Raw genomic sequence first — 16445 nt, 5'->3', positions numbered from 1 at the left:
TCACTTAGCTATTCAATTATATTCTATGAGTCTAATTAATTTCTCGTTTGATTTAGGATTAAAGGGGTTGAAAATGGTCAGCAATTCACTGCATGTTTTACTGTATAACATCAAAATGAGTGTAATAAATTATAATTATTCTAATAAAACATTGAACATAGTAAAGAATATTAACGAATTGTAATTTTTTTCACCCAGTACTTGGCCTTGCAAGGTACTATTCCGTATAGAGTTAGCAAGGTCAAAAAGAATTTCAAAACATGAGTCGGACTTTACTCAAGTTCGACTCTTTTTAAACTCACAAAAATTCAAGACTATGATTATTTTAATTTTTCTCTTGCTCGCACTAGTCTTCCAGTTTGTTGGAAGCTTAATGAATTGAGTAAAGCCCAAGACAATTGGATATGAAGATAGAAAACACACAAGTACAGATGAGAAAGGGCATTCTTGAATTTTGCATTTTGCAAATCATTTCGAGAGGAGAGGTATATGCTTCAGATATGCTCGATGAACTCACCTCAGCCAAGATCATGGTAGTAGAAGGAACATTATATCCTTTGCTTACTCGCTTGAGAAAGGCTGGATTGGTAGATTACAAATGGGTAGAGTCCAAATCGGGGCCGCCTAGGAAGTATTATACCATCACTGATGAGGGCAATGAGTTTTTAGGTAAATTAGATGATACCTGGAAGGAATTGATGACGTCTACTAAAAAAATCAGTGCAAAAAAGATGTCTAAAACCAAAGCAGCTAAATCATGAAAACCATCAACGAAACTATAAACCGAAATTCCCCAATGGATGCCATTCTGTTGGATCAAGCAAAAAATAAAAGACAATGAAGAAAAATATTAGTATCAATATAAGCGGTATTATTTTTCATATTGAAGAAGATGGATATGCTCAATTGAAAGAGTATTTAGAAACCATTAACGACTACTTTTCTAACTATGAAGATAGCGCCGAGATCATTGCAGATATTGAAAGTAGGGTGGCAGAAATATTCTTATCCAAACTCGATGATGGTAAACAAATCATTAACCAGGATGATGTTCAATCATTGATTGATACAATGGGAACTGTTGCTGATTTCGAAGCGCTTGAGGACGATGAGCCAGCGCCCGAAAAGGAAAAACCTACTGCGGAAGAAAAGCAAGAGGAAAAAGAAAAGCATAAAGAAGAGCAACGTGCGCAGGACGCTGAGGACCCAGGAAAGCAAAAGCTTCACCGTGATGAAAAGAGAAAAGTCATTGGTGGAGTAGCTGCTGGTATCGCTTATTACTTCAGCATTGACCCACTTTGGATTAGACTGATAGCTGTTTTGCTTCTGCTCAACATATTTGTGAGCTTTATGAGTGGAGCGGTACTTATGGCTTATATTATTCTTTGGATAGTCATCCCTGGATCGACTTCTCTGGGTGATGATGAAGAAGTGAAAAAGATGTTTCGAGACCCTGACAATCAGGTGTTGGGAGGGGTGTCTAGTGGTATTGCGGCTTATTTCGCTGCGGACGTCACTTTGATTCGATTAATTTTCGTCCTGTCGATTTTTCTTGGTGGAACTGGTCTGATCATTTACATCATATTATGGATGATTACACCTGTAGCCAAGTCTCTTACCGACAAAATGCAGATGCAAGGAGAGCCGGTTACACTTTCAAATATTGAACACAACGTAAAGAAAAGTTTAAAACAAGAAGAAGGTGAAGAAAGTGCTGTGGCGAAAGTGTTACTTTTTCCATTTAGATTGATAGCTGCCTTGTTTACAGCCTTAGGAGGTTTATTGGGACCTTTCTCTAGGGTGTTGATGGACGTGGTCAGAGTCTTTGCTGGTATTGTGGTGACTATGATCGGTGTATCTGGCATGATTAGTTTGTTTGTTGCCGCTGGTGTATTGCTAGGGTTGTTTACAGGCTTTGGTGATTGGATTAGTGCTACTTTTCTGCCAGCTGGCATCTTGGCTGAAAGCGTTTCTGGGTTTACTTTTCTAGCTGTTTTCCTGACTGCCTTTATTCCGTTTTTAGTGTTGTGCTTGTTGGGAATTTCTATTGTAACTAAGCACATGGTGCTTCGAGCTCCGTTAGGTTGGTCCATTTTTGGTGTCTGGGTCATCTGTTTGATCAGTTTGTCCATAGCTGTACCTAGTGTGATCGGGGAGTTTAAAAACGAAGGCTCTTATAGTGAAACCAGAACTTTTGATTTGAATCGCTCAGAACCGATACTGATGACCTTGGACTATGTAGATTTTAGCGGGATAGATGCTACCAGTCTGAAGTTGCGAGGTACAGAAGATTCAATTCTGCGATTGGATATGAGGTATGAAGCACATGGGAGATCTCGTCAGGAAGCGGAGGAAAATGCTCAAATGATCACGTATCAAGTACGACAAAAAGGAAATGAACTCATTTTTGATTCGGATTATTCTTTCAAAACCAGATCAAAGTTTAGAGCTCAGGAATTGGATATGACGCTATATATTCCATACAATCAGAAATTTGTGATGGACGATGATATGGTTGATATCATTGAACACACTTTCAATCGGAATGGCTATAGAAGCTGGCAGATTACAACAAGTAACGAATGGATCTTCACAGAGAATGGGTTGAATTGCCTGACTTGTAGTGAAAGATACAATTCTCGAGGCCTGATAGATCGTGGGGACCGAAAGGATACAAGATCAAAATCTAAGTCTAAATCAAAAAGAAAAGAAAAGTATAAGGTGAAGTCCTACGATGGTGAGCCTATGAATTTCGATATCAGAGATTTTGATGAACTAGAGGTAGGAGGCATTTACAACGTTTATATCACCCAGGGAGAAGATTATGCCATAGAAGTAAAAGGTAGAGAACGGTACAAGCAGGATGTATTGATTAAGAAATATGGAAACATATTAGAGATCGATATGGCCGGAAGAAAATGGGACATTATCAAGGATCTAGATGATGAATTCAGACTGGATGTATTTATTACCATGCCTGGATTGGAAAAAATTAATAGCAAAGGATTATCCTACTTTGAGCTTAAAGATTTTGAAGTCGATGATTTGGAAATTGACCTGGGAGGAGCTTCCTCAGGTGAAATGAATTTGGAGGCCAGGGAGCTAAAAATTTATCTGAATGGTGCCAGTTCTTTGGATCTGGACGGAGAATCTGAGTATCTGGAAGTAGATGTATCTGGAGCTTCTACACTCAAGGCTTACGACCATGAATCTGAAACTGCGGAGGTCTCTGCCTCTGGTGCCTCGAATGTCCGAGTGAATGCTAATCGTCGACTTTCGGTAGATGCCAATGGTTTGAGTACTGTCAGATATAAAGGAGATGCTGATGTGAATGTCATCAATGAAGATGAGCTGAGTACGGTGAAAAGATCAGGTCGCTAAACAAGAACACATTTCAAGTTTATAGTCTAACCCTGACGTCTCGATATCAATCGGGAGTCAGGGTTATTTTTTTAACAAGGTTGTTTCAATCTAAATTCTGACCTGTAATCTCTCTATATACCTTTTTTCTGTACTCCTGAATGTCTTTTTTAGATTGGGTGAGGAAGCTGTCAGTGTATTTTTTGTACTTCGAGGTTTGACTAAGCAACTTTTTAAAATTAGATATTGCAATTTCTTGAGAATCAAATTTTATCAAATCAACCAAGTTAACTGCAGGTTTGGGTTGAGTAGAAGAATTATCTCTCAATTTATCTACAACCTTCTGATAACGTAAAGTTTCACTCTTGAATCCATTTAACTTTTCGCTTGCTTCTGGGTGATTGATTAACTTTTCCCAACTTAGAAATAATAATGCATCAATGACTCCTTGATGGGCTTTTTTTAAAAGTTCCTCATATTTATTGCTTGCCTTGTATAAGTCATAGTGCAAAGTTCTATCATAAATTAATTTTCTAAAATCTGTATCTATTTCCTTCAGGACATTTGTGAATTCTTTTTTAATTATATCTGGCTTTTCCTTAAGCTCTTTGCTGAGTTTTTTCAAGTTAGACTCAACCTCTTGCATATCATTTTCAGTACTCTTCACCAGTTCAGCTAATTCTTTATTTCCACCCAGGCTACCACCAAACAGTTTTTCTTTCCAGCCTAATTTTTTAGTGAATTCAGCAAGATTGTTTTTCAGGTAATCCGCCTGATTATTTAATTCTAAAATCTGAGATTCCAGCTTTTCAAATCGCTCCTTTTGCACTGCTATGAGTTCATGAACCTTCTGTTTTTGATTTTGATTAAGTTCAACGAATCAAATATATATTGATTAGTCAAAAGGATCAGACCACTTTTCATCGGTGTAGATGTTACCGCCTGTCAATGTTTTCATAAAGGCCAGTACGGCTTCTTTTTCTTGTTCAGTAATGGCTAAGTTTCGAACCATATCATCACCGCCTCCACGACGGCCGTCTCCGCCGGAAAGTCTGCGATCCGTATTGTTGCCCATCGGTACGCTTTCATAATGATCAAGTACAGCGTTAAAGTCTGCAGAAAAACCATTGTGCATAAATGGCCCATTGGCTGTGCCATCCATGCCGAAAAGATCCCTCAAGGATGGAGATCGGGTCACCTGAGTATCCGTACTGCCATCTAGAGCGGTAATCATGCCATTGTTCCTGGAATCTGGATCTATATCAAATTCGGGTGCACGGTGACAGGTGTTGCAGTCCAGACCGCCGCCTACTCTTACGCCTTGGTTATTCAGATCAGCTCTTTGCATGAATAGTCTTTTGCCTTCATTTTCTAAATCAGTGAAATTGGTAAAGTTGTCATTGTTGTTGCTAGCAGATGCTCTGCCTATATCATATTTCGAATCAAAAGAAACGATACTTCTGATGAATTGTGCAAGCGCGTTTTGCATACGCGCTTCTGTGACTTCACTGTCTCCATATGCCAGTGTAAATAGTTCTTGATAGTGACCTTCAGCATTCAATTTATTAATGAGACTATCAAAATCTGCGTCTCCATTTTGTCCACTAAACCCCATCTCCACATGATCCTGAATGGGCATAGTAGTCTGCTCTTCCAGGCTGCTTGCCCTTTCGTCCCAAAAAAAGTTCTCCTCTTCTGCAAACCTTGCATTGACCAAGCGCATGCTATGACGACCGGTGATGCCATTTACGCCAGGTGATGCGATGGCTTGATCCCCAAAGGCAAAGGCTTGTTGATGACAACTGGCGCATGAAATGGTATTATTTGAGGAGAGCTTTTTGTCATAAAACAATACTCGACCTAAAAGTGCACCACCGTCGGTGATGACGTTGTTGCCTGTATTGTCTTCATTGATATAATCTGGAATACTCTGATTCGCGTAATTCGGGAGGTTTGTTGGATCGAGGTTGTCTCCGAATGTAGCCATCACCATTTCGAAGGAGAGATCTGGAGATACATCTATTTCATTAGACTCTGTTGAGTCACAAGAAGTAAAATAAAGTGAAAGTGCTAGTATAGACAATTGAAAAAATGTACTCTTCATATCACGTGTTTATTAGTTTAATATAAAACGTGAAAAGAGAATTGAACCCTCCAGTGGTTTATAGAGTATTAAGTAGTATTCGTCTAATATTTAATTCATTTGGTCGAACGCTACAACGTTGTTACTTGCCTTCGTCGATGAAGGAGGCCAATTTATTGATCTTGGATTCGCGTGGAGTTCCTCTGGTGGCCCATAGAATTTTCCCTTCTGGATCTAGGATGAAAAAGTAAGGAGTATCTTTTCTTCCGAGCATATCCAGAACTTTCTGATAACTTTTCAATTCACCAGTCTCAAAAAGGGTATGTGGTTTGAGTACCTCATCCATTTCATTGAGCATTTTGTTTTTAACGACGTCCTTTAAGGCCACTGTCATGCCACTAAACATGTAAACAAAATAGGTGTTTATATCATAGCTGATTTGTAAGCCAGGAGGCTCTGCTATAAATTTTTGATAAATAGGCACTATCCAATTAGGCATTTTATCTGCTGACTTTTTGTTGTACGAAAGTCCTATGATTGAATATTTCCCTTTGATGTCTTCCGGGAGGTTTATCTTATTGTCGGATAAGTCCTCTGTTAGCATATCTGGAAAAATCGAACCAATAGCATCCGATTCTTGCGCAAAGCTGTTTACAGTATAAAGAATACTTAATAAAAATGCGATTACTTTCATGAATGACTGTTTATGGTAAGTAAGGTATTCAATATTGCTGAAGTAATCATACTTATAGAGTAAGGATGTTGGTTGCGTATAGTCATGTATTAATTGAATAAATTTACCAACCGATGCAACCTCAGGCCATCATTCCGCATCTAGTCCATGAATTCATAACCAATGGGTTTTAAAATAGGTCAAATAAACTCCGAATCAGAACTGATACGTCAGTGCAAGCACCAAGATAGGCGTGCGCAAAAGCTGCTTTATGAGCAGCAAGCACCTTTGATGCTCACAGTGTGTAGACGGTATATCAGCGATGCAAACATGGCTGAAGAGATGATGCTCAGTGGATTTGTAAAAGTGTTTGGTAAGATTGATCAATTTAAGAATGAGGGTAGTTTTCAGGGTTGGATCCGAAGAATCATGGTAACTACTTGTTTGGAATGGATTAGAAACAATAGGCAGTTGTATATGGAAGTAGATTTGGATGAAATTAATCCAGCTGTGGATTTTGAAACTGCAGATCAAAACCTTGAAGCGGAAGATTTGATGCAGATGATTCAGGAACTACCACAAGGGTATCAAACTATTTTTAATCTGTATGCAATTGAAGGATACAATCATAAAGAGATTGCAGAACAACTGGAGATTTCTGTTAATACTTCCAAGTCACAGTTAAGCAGAGCGAGAAGTTTGCTGCAGAAAAAATTAGCGGAGAACGAAAAAGAACTTAAAAAGAGAGACAATGGAAGCTAAAGAGACGGATAAGTTATTTCGAGATAAACTAAAAAATTCTCCATCTGTGCCAAAAGCAGACAATTGGGATAAGCTGGAGTCCATGCTGGATGATCAGGAAAAAGTCTCTGCTTTTTCTGTGTGGCATGTCGCGGCAGCCTTGTTATTATTGGTTGTCTCCGGATGGATAATTTTCTTTTGGGGCACTGAAACACCGACTGAGGATCAAGTCGCACAGATCGAAATTCCGTCGGAATCTCTGAATGATAGCCACCAAATAGTTCCTGAAAAAGTCAATGATGTCAAAAAGGAAGTAGTTGTTGACGAAGAACCTATGCCAGTGGTGAACAAGCAAAAGAAAGAGGAGAAAGTAAGCTCAGTTGAACCTGAAAAAACTGTAATTGAAGTAGAAAATGAGCCGGAAGTAAAGCGTGTTGAAATAACTGAAACCTCAGTTCCTGAAGGAATTCAATTGGCAGAAAATCATATTGAAACTACGGAAATAGAAGATCAGCCCAAAAAGAAGAAAATTAAATCCATCAAAATCACATATAAACGTGGCAGTAGATCACAACCAAAACCAGAGGAAATGTTGGCTAAGCAAGAAGCTGATACTACCGGAGGTAAAAAAATTAAAGAACTATGGGACCAAACCCGTGAAATAAAACCTGGGGACTTGTGGGCAGATATCAGAGATGCCAAAGACCACCTCTTTAAAAGAAACTCAAAAAAGAATAACGTCAAAAACTTAAATAAATAATACAATGAAAAAAATAGGACTAATTATACTCTCATTAGTCCTTGCATTAGGAGCAAGGGCTGGAGATCCTGTAAAAGAGGATACAGTAGTAATTGAATTTGGTGAACGTAGTAAAATGATTATTTATGCTGAAACTCAGGAGGACCTCAAGGATTTGAGTGATTATGATATCAACACGATGATAGGTGAACTTAATGCTAATCTAGACTCGACAGCTACTGATTCGGAAGAAGTGAGTATAGTGGAAGATTCTGATAAATATAGAATCAATAAAGATGTGGATACTGATGTAGATAATAAGCCTCTTAGTTATTATGGTGATGATCGATACGATGATAGTGATAGATATGAGCAGCGTGGTAGTCGTCAAGATTATGGTAGTCGCCATGAGGATTATGACGACAATGATTATGTGATAATTGATAGAGACCGTAGCAGAAAAAGGAGCAGTACTTATGGCTCCTTCCAAGCCGAAATTGGCTTGTCCAATTGGCTTCAAAATGGTTCATTTCCTGACGCTAATAACGAATTGCATTCCGTACGACCGTTATGGTCTTGGTATTTTGGTCTAGGAGGAATGAATCATACGCACTTTGGTGGAGCCATGTATCTCGACTGGGGCGCTAGTATTACCTGGAATCATTGGAAAATGGAAAATGATAATGTGGTGATTTATAAGGGAGATTCTTCAATCATTTTCGAAGAGGATCCTTTGATAGACGGCAAAATGACAAAATTATCGGCCTGTTATATCAATACTACAGTCGTACCTATGTTTGATTTTAGTCATAATAGAAATAGAAGGTCTGGTAGTCGTTATGGATTTAGTAAATATCGAAGAAAAGGTTTTAGAGCAGGAGTTGGAATGTATATGGGCTATCGACTGGATAGTTGGACTCGAGCCAAATATAAATTCGATGGAAGTGAAAAGGACGACAAGGAAAAGAGTAACTATTTTCTGAACAATTTCAGATATGGTATTCGAACACAAGTAGGTTACAAGGGCATGGATATTTTCTTCAACTATGACCTTAATAAAGTATTTGCAACTGGTAGAGGCCCTGAGTTGAACGCCATAAGCTTCGGATTTATACTATAGATAAAGATAGACAGGTATCGATTACTTTTCGATACCTGTTTGTTTTATTGAGACGCTGCGTCTTTAGCAGCTTTTTTGGCCGCCTTTGCTCGGTCTTTTTCGATTTTCTTTTTTGATTTCCCTAATGGGCCCAAGAAATGTTTAGGATTCTCTTCGAAATGGATCAATAATTTGTCCAAATCCTGGATGGTCTTGTTGAGGTTGTTGTACAATGAATCTTCTTTCAAAATTTTCCCTACAGTGCCTTTACCTGCATTAATATCATCCAACAGCAGTGTCAATTCTGACAGTGTTCCGTTCAATGAATTTAGCGTGCTATCGAGTGGCAATTCTTTGACCATATTAATTGTAGAATCTGTATTGAGTAGAATTGGTTCTAACATGTCAACCTTAGTGTTCACATTAGCTAGCAATGTATTTACTCCATTCAAAGTCTGTTTGAGGTTTTGATTGTTTTGTCTTACAAAAAGGTTAACACCCTTAAGTGTTGTGTTGAGTGATTGTAACACCGCCTTAATATCTTCACCAGCTCCCTCCATGCCAAGAAGTATTTCATTAATTCTCCTGATTGTTACTGCGAGGTTAGCGGTAATAGGTTCGGCACTTTCAAATAGTGCTGCTAAACCTTTGTCTATATCGGACCTTAGGGTATCCCCACTTTCCAGCGGTTTAGTTAAGTCACCAATTTGCAATAATATAGCTTTGCTACCTAAGAAATCGCTATTTGTCAACTGGGCTATTGTAGAGTCTCCAAGGACTACATTCTCGTCTACATCCAGTTCTACTATGATCCTATTATCTCTCTCCTGCAATATTCCTATGGAACTCACCCGACCTACGGCATAGCCATTTACAATGACAGGATTAGAAACATTCAATCCATCAATGTTTTTGTAAAGCACATAATATTTGTTGGTAGGAGAGAAAAAATCTTTCCCTTTAAGATAATTGAAGCCGAGATAGAGAATGGCACTTGAGATGATGGCGAACAAGCCTACTTTTACTTCTTTGCTCACGTTTAGGTTTAATTTTTAGATTCTATTTCGGTTTTGTAATCGCGAAATGCACGGTAAATGCCTGATGCGATATAGGTTTGTTGCAATTTATCATTTAATTCTTTCTCCTCCTTGGGATTGCTCAAAAATCCGGTTTCCACTAATATACTTGGCATGGCCGAACTCCAAAGTAAATATAGACTCGACTGTTTTACACCTCGACTCTTCCTACCAACACGGTTTTTGAATTGATCTTCTACGTTTGTGGCCAGGAGGATGCTTTGTTCCTGGTAGACCGATTGGGTGAGAGAAAAAAGTATATAAGACTCTGGTGAGTTAGGATCAAAGCCTTGATAAGTTTCTTCATAGTTTTCCTCCAAGAGGATGACCGAATTTTCTCTTTTAGCTACTTCAAAATTCCTGTCAAAGTTTTTAAGTCCCATAACATAGGTTTCAGTACCATGCACTTCATTGCTCCAAGGTGCGTTGTTGCAATGAATGGAGATAAAAAGATCAGCGTCATTTTTGTTGGCTAAATCCGATCGTTCAAAAAGAGTTGGGAAACTGTCGTCTTGTCGGGTGTAAATCACTTCAACATCAGGCATGTATTTATTGATGATTTTACCAGTCTCCATGGCGATACTTAGTGCAATGTCTTTTTCTTTGGAATAGGAACCGAAAGTACCAGGGTCTTTACCTCCATGACCCGCATCAATTACAATTTTTCTAATGGTTACATCCTTTACTCCAGTGTAATTAAAAGAGCTTAAAATAAACAGAATCGAAAAAAATGCTATTGCAAAAATATTTTTCATCCAGATACGCTAGTTATAAATGATATTGGCAATATTTTTGTAAAAATGTAAATTTTTACTCGTAACTGAAAACCCCTGGTGCGCATTATCAAGTACGTAGTCCTATTTCTTTTTCTCATTTCCGCTAGGTTTTCAGCTTTTAGTCAGGTTCCATCCCTAGATACTGCACAAATTCTGCAGCAATTGCCACAATTGGTTGATTCTTTGGCTCTTCGTGACTCTTTGGTGAATCATCCGGAGTATTTACCATTGATAGCAGATTCAGCGCAAATGATATTAGGAGCCGATGCTTCCGTTATAGATAGTTTGGCTGAATCGCTAGGCATAGATCCTGCTCTGATAGATAGTTTATCAGAAACCGTGCCTGAAGCGGTAGCTCCCAAACCTAAAGGAGATATTGAGACAACCATAAACTATAACGCCAGAGACTCAATATTTTTTGATTTACAAAATCAAATGATGTATCTGTACGGTGAATCCAAAATAGACTACGGAGATATATCATTATCTGCAGAACGTATTTCATTGGATTGGGTGACGAATTCTATTCAAGCCAACTATGTCTTAGACACGGCGGGCCGAAAAGTGGGGAAGCCCATATTTACTGAAAAGGTGGACGTATATGAAACTGATGATATCAAATACAATTTTAAATCGAAGCGAGCGCTGATTAACGGGGTGATCACCGAGCAGGATGGTGCCTTCATGCATGGTGAAAAGGTGAAGAAAAATGAAAAAGATGAAATGTTTATCAAAGGGGCCAAATACACCACATGTGATCATGCCTATCCTCATTACTATATTAAAGCTACTAAACTGAAAGTTATTCCCAATAACAAAGTGGTCTCAGGTCCATTCAACTTGTATTTTGGCGAAATTCCTACACCCATTGGTTTTGCGTTTGGTATGTTTCCTCAACCGAAAGAGAAAGCTTCCGGTATAATATTTCCGTCATATGGAGAGGATCAAAACAGAGGGTTCTTTCTGAGAAATGGGGGCTATTATTTCGATATCAACGACTACATGGATTTGAAACTAACAGGAGATATATTCACTAATGGCAGTTATGGCCTGCAGAGTGTCTCTACTTACAGAAAGAGATATGCATTTTCTGGTAACTTCAATTTGCGTTACAATAAAACCAATAGCACACAGTTTGAAGATGATTCGTTTTCAAAAGATTTTTGGTTAAACTGGTCCCATAGTCCACAATCAGTGGGGACGTCTAGATTTTCAGCTTCTGTTTCAGCAGGTACATCCACATACTCGGCAAACGCTAATAACGTAGGTTATGAATATCAACAAAGTGTAAATGCGCAGTTTAACTCGAATATATCGTATTCTAAAACTTTCCAAGGCACACCATTCAATCTAAGTTTGAATGCCAGACATAGCCAGAATATAAGTACCGAAATTGTCAATGTGACCTTGCCGGAATTGAGTTTCAATATGAATAGGATCTATCCATTGAAGAATATGGTAAGCTCAAAAAATGGGATTTTGAGTAAACTGGGTTTCTCATACAACCTTGTGGCTAAAAGTGAATTGTCCAATGGGCCTGTTTCCAATCCTAGTTTCAATGTGATTAATAGGAACCCAATGGATGATAGTGTCATTGGTTTTAGCTCAGATAATCTAGCTACTTTGTTTGATAGGGCAAAACTTGGAGCAAGACATACTATTCCAATTGCCACTTCATTTAATGTGATGAAGTATTTGACTGTAAGTCCAAGTTTCAACTATACAGAAGTGTGGTATCCTAAAGAACTGCAGTATACGTACGATCCAGTAGAAGAGGGAGTTAGTGTGGATACTTTGAGGCAATTTTCCAGAGCCGGATGGTATAGCTCCGGGGCGTCTGTCTCCACACGATTTTATGGGATGTATAATTTTGGGGGTGGTAAAGTCAAAGCTATTCGTCATGTAATTACACCAAGTATGGGCTTCAGTTATAGCCCTGATTTTGGAGACCCATCTAAAGGTCATTATAGTGAAGTTCAAATTGATGAGAATGGCAATACACGTAAGTTGTCAAAATATGAGGGTTTTGCTTATGGAGGGCCTCCCCAAGGTGAAAATGCCAGTCTGTCTTTTTCTATGAATCATAACATAGAAATGAAAGTGAAAGCCAAAAATGATTCTATTGAAGAATACAAAAAAGTGAAAATATTTGACAACTTGTCCATGTCTTCAGGCTATAATTTTCTAGCAGATTCTTTCAACTTAAGCAATATCAATTGGAATGCTCGAACCAGTTTATTCAACCGTGTAGTCAGTATCAACATGAGTGGAACTATAGATCCCTATGTATATGTGTTGGATAGTATAGGCGCTAATGACCAGGTTTATCAGCGACGGATTAATCGATTGGCTTGGGATAATGGAGAGGGACTAGGGCGATTAACAAGAGGAAATGTGGCCATCGGTCTAAACCTCAAACCTAAAGGAAGTAATTCAAAAAACGATCAACAAGGATCTGGTGCCGGAATGAATCCAGACCATATCAATAACTCGGATCCTGACAACCCATTTTTGCCGGGAATGGAGGAAAATCAAATTGCAGGAAATGTCAATCAGTTTATATCCCGTGACCCCAATCAGTATGTGCCTTTTGATGTGCCATGGGCGTTGAATGTGAACTATGCATTTAATTACACGAAGAATGGATTTAACGATCCGGTGATAACACAAACATTGAATTTTAATGGTAATCTGAGTATTACCGATAAAACCCGAATTGGTTTTAATTCTGGGTATGATATTAAGAATAAGAAGTTTACCGTAACTCGGTTGAATATTGGAAGAGACTTGCATTGCTGGACACTTAATTTCAACTGGGTTCCATTTGGCCCGCGGCAATCTTATTTTGTCGAGATACGGGTAAACTCTCAGTTGCTGAAAGATTTAAAACTGGATAAAAAGAGCCGTTCCACGTATACCAGTTTTTAAGGTCTACCCAACTTCATCACTTTTTATAATTTCCTAATAGAGAAGAGATATAAACCTCTAGAGGATTATATGATATTCGGGTTAGCTTTGCCTGCCTACTATGAATTACAATAACTCAATTTTCACGCTTCAATTCGCTCTGCTATGTTTGAGTGGATTTCTGTTTTTCGGAAGTTTCAATATGATTATTCCTGAGCTTCCGTCATATCTGGATGGTTTAGGAGGGGGAGAATACAAAGGGTTGATTATTGCCCTATTCACAGTGACGGCAGGATTGTCCAGACCCTTCAGTGGTAAGTTGGCTGATAAAGTAGGACGAATCCCAGTGATGGTGGTCGGCGCATTGGTGAGTGGCATTGCCGCTTTGATCTATCCATTGGTTACTGGTATAATAGGATTCTTTGCTTTGAGATTTTTCCATGGTTTTTCTACTGGATTCAAACCGACTGGCACATCAGCTTATGTGGCCGATATTGTACCCGCAGATAGAAGAGGAGAGGCTATGGGGATTGTGGGGTTCTTTAGTAGTTTAGGTATGGCGGCCGGCCCGGCGATTGGATCATTCATCGCGTCGAGCGCAGGCCTGAATGCGATGTTTTACAGCTCTTCAGCTTTTGCGATTCTTTCTGTTTTGATTTTGATTGGGATGAAAGAGTCACTGAAAGACCGCGAGAAACTATCTGTCAGTCATTTTTATGTCAAACCCAATGAAGTCTTTGAACCGAATGTAATTTCACCTTCATTGATGATGATGTTGTCGGTGTTTTCCTTTGGTGCGATTCTCACCGTAATACCTGATTTGAGTGATCAACTTGGCTTCCCTAATAGAGGACTGTTTTTTACCTTTTTCACTATTGCTTCCCTGTTAGTGAGAATTGTAGCGGGTAAGGCTTCAGATAAGTATGGACGCATTCCTGTTTTGAGAGTGGGTAGTATGATTTTGTTGGTGGCCATGTTGCTATTAGCTAATACGGATAACCAAACCATGTTTGTAATCAGCGGGGTTGCTTTTGGATTAGGGGTAGGGATTTGTTCTCCTACCATTTTTGCCTGGACGATCGATTTGAGCAACGAAGCCCATCGGGGTAGAGGAATTGCTACCATGTATATTGCACTTGAGATTGGGATTGGAATGGGTGCCTTCTTATCGGGTTTGATTTATAATAATGAACTAGCCAATATCTCCTTGGTTTTTTATATTGCTTCGGCTACCGTTTTAATTGGGCTCATCTATTTATATTCGAATCCAGTTAAGAAATTGGCATTGGCCGGTAAAGCAACATAAATGAAAGACGAAAAAACAGCCCAGATTCTCAAGTACTTATTTATTGTTATTGCGGTAGCTGAGCTACTCAGTCATGCCATGGAGTGGAGTTGGCTCAATCAGTTTACCAAACCGCTGTTGATGCCTGTATTGTTGGTGTATTTTCGTAAGGGCTTGAAGGGCCCAGTGAATCTATCCTTTATTCTAGCTGTATTTGCCTTGCTCTTTTCTTGGTTTGGAGATGTTGCCTTGATGTATGTGGCTCAAGCCGATTGGTTCTTTTTGCTAGGGCTTGGGTCTTTCGCAGTCGCACAAACGCTTTATTTTTTCTCTTTCAAAAATGCTAAAACTCAAGGTGGTGGAGATAATTTTGCCCCAATCCAGCATGTGTTTAATGTCTTACCATTCGTTGTATTTGCTATTGGCTTGCTGTACACACTTTGGCCTTCGTTAGATGGTTTGAAGCTTCCAGTAACCATCTATGCGATTTTGATCTGCATGATGGCACTTGGTGCAGTTTATAGAAATGGCCGAACCAATACGGAGAGTTTCAATCAAGTGGTCTTCGGTGCGATACTCTTCATTTTATCCGATTCACTCATCGCGATCAACAAGTTCTACGCCCCTATGGAAAATGCTTCCATTTGGATCATGGGTACCTACATCCTCGCCCAGTGGAATATTATTAATGGGTTGTTGAAAGGGTATGGTAGAGGGTGAGGTGTAATGCTTCTATTTCAATCGTGGCATGTAATTTAGTTTAAGTTTCGGCTACAAGATAGCCAAATCAATGAATTGCGCTACTCCTTTTTGATTCCATAGTGTAAAAATGAGATATGGCGAGGCTTCCACAATGCAAAGAGCTCTTATTTACAGCTGGATCACCATGAATTGATTATAGCATGTAGGTGCCTATTTTTCCCACCAATTCGTTTTGTAATTATCGCTATCATCATATTCTTCCCAACCATACTGTTTGAGTTCATCTTTAAATTCAAAGTAGCATTTACATTCGTCACCTTCTTCAAATTCTTTATAAAGATAGTCCCTGAAAGGGAGTTTCATGTGAGTTCCGCTAGGGTTGAATGCAAACATACATTCCCTTGATACGTCAGAGTTAAATCGGTCCCATGTGCCTACGAAAATGTTATTGAACTCTCTAAAATCACCAGATTCTGCCCAAAACATTTTCGGTTTTCCATCTCTTATTAGAAATGCAAGCGATCCGAGCCCTACAAATTTCCCATCACCTTCTTTGTCACCAGGTTCTTGAAGTTTATATTCAAATATCATTACATTAGCTTCCCAACCTGTTTTCACAGCATATTTAAGAGTTATTTCTCCCTTAAGGTCTCTAATGTTCTTGCCTAATCGACTTTTTCCAATTACGTTATAAGTCTTTTTAGATGATTTTGAAGCTGTCAAATGGAAATCAATCCTTCTGTTCTTTGGACCAAAAACTCCAATATAAGTCGACCAAGGATCGCCTTTAAGTCGAATTTGATTCGAGATGATGCTTGAAAAATCGTATTGAAAATATTCTTCATTATCCAATTCTTCCATGCGATATTGATCCCAGTTGCGATCAATAGTCACCGCTTCCCAACGTGTCGATATATCGGGTATCTGTGATAATAATTCGAAGGAGGATAAAATAAGAAATATGAATGTGAATATTTTCATCATTTTTAATTAGCTCAGTTTGT

General features: G+C 38.8%; 14 protein-coding genes. 8 read left to right on the top strand and 6 right to left on the bottom strand.

Annotation, left to right across the window (positions count from 1 at the left end; all coding sequences use genetic code 11):
* The first annotated feature begins 404 nt into the window (after positions 1-404).
* Both ACOQO5_RS05540 and ACOQO5_RS05535 read left to right on the top strand, forming a co-directional pair.
* Positions 405-761, top strand: coding sequence for a PadR family transcriptional regulator (locus tag ACOQO5_RS05540; protein ID WP_420580691.1), 357 nt, complete (start codon positions 405-407; stop codon positions 759-761).
* Between the two features lie 76 nt (positions 762-837).
* Complete coding sequence (locus ACOQO5_RS05535) at positions 838-3381, top strand: PspC domain-containing protein (protein ID WP_420580690.1); 2544 nt, start codon at positions 838-840, stop codon at positions 3379-3381.
* Positions 3382-3466: 85 nt separating this feature from the next.
* Here the strand turns inward: ACOQO5_RS05535 and ACOQO5_RS05530 are convergent, their stop codons facing one another.
* From ACOQO5_RS05530 to ACOQO5_RS05520, 3 genes are all read right to left on the bottom strand, one after another.
* Positions 3467-4189 (bottom strand): hypothetical protein, encoded by a 723-nt coding sequence (locus tag ACOQO5_RS05530; RefSeq protein WP_420580689.1) that lies wholly within the window; start codon positions 4187-4189, stop codon positions 3467-3469.
* Between the two features lie 66 nt (positions 4190-4255).
* Positions 4256-5464, bottom strand: a complete 1209-nt coding sequence (locus tag ACOQO5_RS05525) for a cytochrome-c peroxidase (RefSeq protein WP_420580688.1) — start codon at positions 5462-5464, stop codon at positions 4256-4258.
* 121 nt (positions 5465-5585) lie between these two features.
* Positions 5586-6137: a hypothetical protein gene (locus ACOQO5_RS05520; RefSeq protein WP_420580687.1), complete on the bottom strand. Its 552-nt coding sequence runs from the start codon at positions 6135-6137 to the stop codon at positions 5586-5588.
* A gap of 162 nt (positions 6138-6299) precedes the next feature.
* On the opposite strand from ACOQO5_RS05520, the gene ACOQO5_RS05515 reads away from it, so the two are divergent.
* The 3 genes from ACOQO5_RS05515 to ACOQO5_RS05505 are packed head-to-tail and all read left to right on the top strand — an operon-like array spanning position 6300 to position 8716.
* The gene (locus ACOQO5_RS05515) at positions 6300-6878 is read left to right on the top strand and encodes an RNA polymerase sigma factor (RefSeq protein ID WP_420580686.1); all 579 of its coding nucleotides are present in this window, start codon (positions 6300-6302) and stop codon (positions 6876-6878) included.
* On the top strand, positions 6868-7617 hold the full coding sequence (locus tag ACOQO5_RS05510) for a hypothetical protein (protein WP_420580685.1): 750 nt from the start codon (positions 6868-6870) through the stop codon (positions 7615-7617). The genes ACOQO5_RS05515 and ACOQO5_RS05510 overlap by 11 nt, the downstream gene beginning before the upstream one ends.
* Positions 7618-7621: 4 nt before the next feature.
* The gene (locus ACOQO5_RS05505) at positions 7622-8716 is read left to right on the top strand and encodes a hypothetical protein (RefSeq protein ID WP_420580684.1); all 1095 of its coding nucleotides are present in this window, start codon (positions 7622-7624) and stop codon (positions 8714-8716) included.
* Between the two features lie 44 nt (positions 8717-8760).
* On the opposite strand, the gene ACOQO5_RS05500 is transcribed toward ACOQO5_RS05505, so the two are convergent.
* The gene (locus ACOQO5_RS05500) at positions 8761-9732 is read right to left on the bottom strand and encodes an MlaD family protein (protein ID WP_420580683.1); all 972 of its coding nucleotides are present in this window, start codon (positions 9730-9732) and stop codon (positions 8761-8763) included.
* An 8-nt stretch (positions 9733-9740) separates the two neighbouring features.
* Positions 9741-10526, bottom strand: a complete 786-nt coding sequence (locus ACOQO5_RS05495) for an N-acetylmuramoyl-L-alanine amidase family protein (RefSeq protein ID WP_420580682.1) — start codon at positions 10524-10526, stop codon at positions 9741-9743.
* A gap of 78 nt (positions 10527-10604) precedes the next feature.
* Between ACOQO5_RS05495 and ACOQO5_RS05490 the strand changes: the two genes are divergently transcribed.
* From ACOQO5_RS05490 to ACOQO5_RS05480, 3 genes are all read left to right on the top strand, one after another.
* Positions 10605-13475: a putative LPS assembly protein LptD gene (locus ACOQO5_RS05490; protein WP_420580681.1), complete on the top strand. Its 2871-nt coding sequence runs from the start codon at positions 10605-10607 to the stop codon at positions 13473-13475.
* A 100-nt stretch (positions 13476-13575) separates the two neighbouring features.
* Entirely contained in the window at positions 13576-14760 is a 1185-nt protein-coding gene (locus ACOQO5_RS05485; RefSeq protein WP_420580680.1) for an MFS transporter, read from the top strand.
* Complete coding sequence (locus ACOQO5_RS05480) at positions 14761-15459, top strand: lysoplasmalogenase (RefSeq protein ID WP_420580679.1); 699 nt, start codon at positions 14761-14763, stop codon at positions 15457-15459. It abuts the gene before it with no gap.
* Between the two features lie 192 nt (positions 15460-15651).
* Here ACOQO5_RS05480 and ACOQO5_RS05475 read toward each other — a convergent pair whose 3' ends face one another.
* Positions 15652-16425 (bottom strand): hypothetical protein, encoded by a 774-nt coding sequence (locus tag ACOQO5_RS05475; RefSeq protein ID WP_420580678.1) that lies wholly within the window; start codon positions 16423-16425, stop codon positions 15652-15654.
* Between the last annotated feature and the right edge of the window lie 20 nt (positions 16426-16445).

It is taken from the genome of Reichenbachiella sp. (assembly GCF_965223055.1).
Lineage (GTDB): Bacteria > Bacteroidota > Bacteroidia > Cytophagales > Cyclobacteriaceae > Reichenbachiella.
The sequence above is the reverse complement of the archived record's forward strand: the minus strand, read 5'-3'. Positions and strand labels throughout refer to the sequence as shown.

Coding starts and splice junctions, on each gene's coding strand:
- ACOQO5_RS05540 (WP_420580691.1), top strand. CDS start 405: ATGAAGATAGAAAACACACAAGTACAGATGAGAAAGGGCATTCTTGAA.
- ACOQO5_RS05535 (WP_420580690.1), top strand. CDS start 838: ATGAAGAAAAATATTAGTATCAATATAAGCGGTATTATTTTTCATATT.
- ACOQO5_RS05525 (WP_420580688.1), bottom strand. CDS start 5,464: ATGAAGAGTACATTTTTTCAATTGTCTATACTAGCACTTTCACTTTAT.
- ACOQO5_RS05520 (WP_420580687.1), bottom strand. CDS start 6,137: ATGAAAGTAATCGCATTTTTATTAAGTATTCTTTATACTGTAAACAGC.
- ACOQO5_RS05515 (WP_420580686.1), top strand. CDS start 6,300: ATGGGTTTTAAAATAGGTCAAATAAACTCCGAATCAGAACTGATACGT.
- ACOQO5_RS05510 (WP_420580685.1), top strand. CDS start 6,868: ATGGAAGCTAAAGAGACGGATAAGTTATTTCGAGATAAACTAAAAAAT.
- ACOQO5_RS05505 (WP_420580684.1), top strand. CDS start 7,622: ATGAAAAAAATAGGACTAATTATACTCTCATTAGTCCTTGCATTAGGA.
- ACOQO5_RS05495 (WP_420580682.1), bottom strand. CDS start 10,526: ATGAAAAATATTTTTGCAATAGCATTTTTTTCGATTCTGTTTATTTTA.
- ACOQO5_RS05485 (WP_420580680.1), top strand. CDS start 13,576: ATGAATTACAATAACTCAATTTTCACGCTTCAATTCGCTCTGCTATGT.
- ACOQO5_RS05480 (WP_420580679.1), top strand. CDS start 14,761: ATGAAAGACGAAAAAACAGCCCAGATTCTCAAGTACTTATTTATTGTT.
- ACOQO5_RS05475 (WP_420580678.1), bottom strand. CDS start 16,425: ATGATGAAAATATTCACATTCATATTTCTTATTTTATCCTCCTTCGAA.